Consider the following 1,057-nt stretch of genomic DNA (forward strand, 5'->3'; position numbering starts at 1 on the left):
GAGGAGGAGGAAGAGGAAGAGGGGGAGAAGAGAAAGGAGGGGGAGAGGGAAGGAGAGGAGGAAGGGGAGGAGAAAGGAAAAAAGGAGAAAGAAGGGAGAAAAGAAGAGAGGAAAGAGGAGGGAAAAGAAAAAGAAGAGGAAACAAGAAAAAAGAAAGAAAAAAGGAAAAAAAAAAAGGAAGGAAGAAAAAAGAAAAAAAGAAAAAGAGGAAGGGAGAAAGAGGGAAAGAAGAAGAAAAAAAGAGAAGGGGGGAAAGAAAGGGAAGAAAGGGAGAAAGAAAGGAAAGAGGGGAGGGGGGGGGGGGGGGGGGGAGAGGAGGAGAGAGAGAAAGAGGGGAGGAAGAAAAAGGAGAAAAAAAAAGAAAGAAAGGAGGGGGGGGAGGGGGGGGAGGAAAGGGAGAGGAAGAAAGAGGAGGAAGAGAAAAGAGGGAGGAGAAAGAGGGAAAAAGAAAAAGAGAAGGAGGAGGGAAGGGAGGAGGGAAAAGGAGAGGGAGAGAAGAAGGAAAGAAGAGAGAGAGAAAGAAAGGGAGGAGAGGGGGGAAGGAAGAGGGGAAGGAAGGAAGGGGAAAAAGAAAAAGAAAAGAGGAGGAAAGAGGAGAGAAAAGGGAGAAGGGGAGAAAAGAAGGGAGGAAGGGAGGGAGGGGAAGGAGGGGAGGGAGGGGGGAGAGAAGGGAAGAAAGGAGGGAAGGGAGAGAGGAAAGGGGAAGGAGAAGAAAGGAAGAGAAAAGAGGGGAGGAAAAGGAAAAAAGAAGAAGAAAGGGAGAAAGGGAAAAGGAGGAAGGAGGGAAAGGGGAAAAGAAGGGAGGAAGGGGGGAGGAAGAGAGAGAGGGAGGAGAAAGAAGGGAGAGAGAAAAGGAAGAAAAGGAGGGGGGGGGAAAGAGAAGAAGGAGAAAGGAAGAAGGAGGGAGGAGAAAGAGAAGAGAGGGGGGGAGAAAGGGAGGGGGGAAGGGAGAGGAAAGAAGAAGGAGAAAGGGGAAGAGGGGGGAAAGAAGAAGAAAGAAGGAGGAGGGAGAAAGAAAAGAAAAGAAGGAGGAGGAAGGGGGGGAGAAGGAGGGAGA

Annotated in this window: 1 protein-coding gene; it reads left to right on the forward strand. The window is 49.7% G+C overall.

All coding sequences use genetic code 11. The annotated features are described in order from the left end of the window. Nucleotides 1-1,057 (forward strand): hypothetical protein (locus FHK88_RS14495; protein ID WP_227429390.1); only part of this gene is annotated, 1,057 nt, incomplete at both ends.

The sequence above is a fragment of the Psychrobacter sp. I-STPA6b genome (assembly GCF_020662265.1).
Taxonomy (GTDB): Bacteria; Pseudomonadota; Gammaproteobacteria; order Pseudomonadales; family Moraxellaceae; genus Psychrobacter.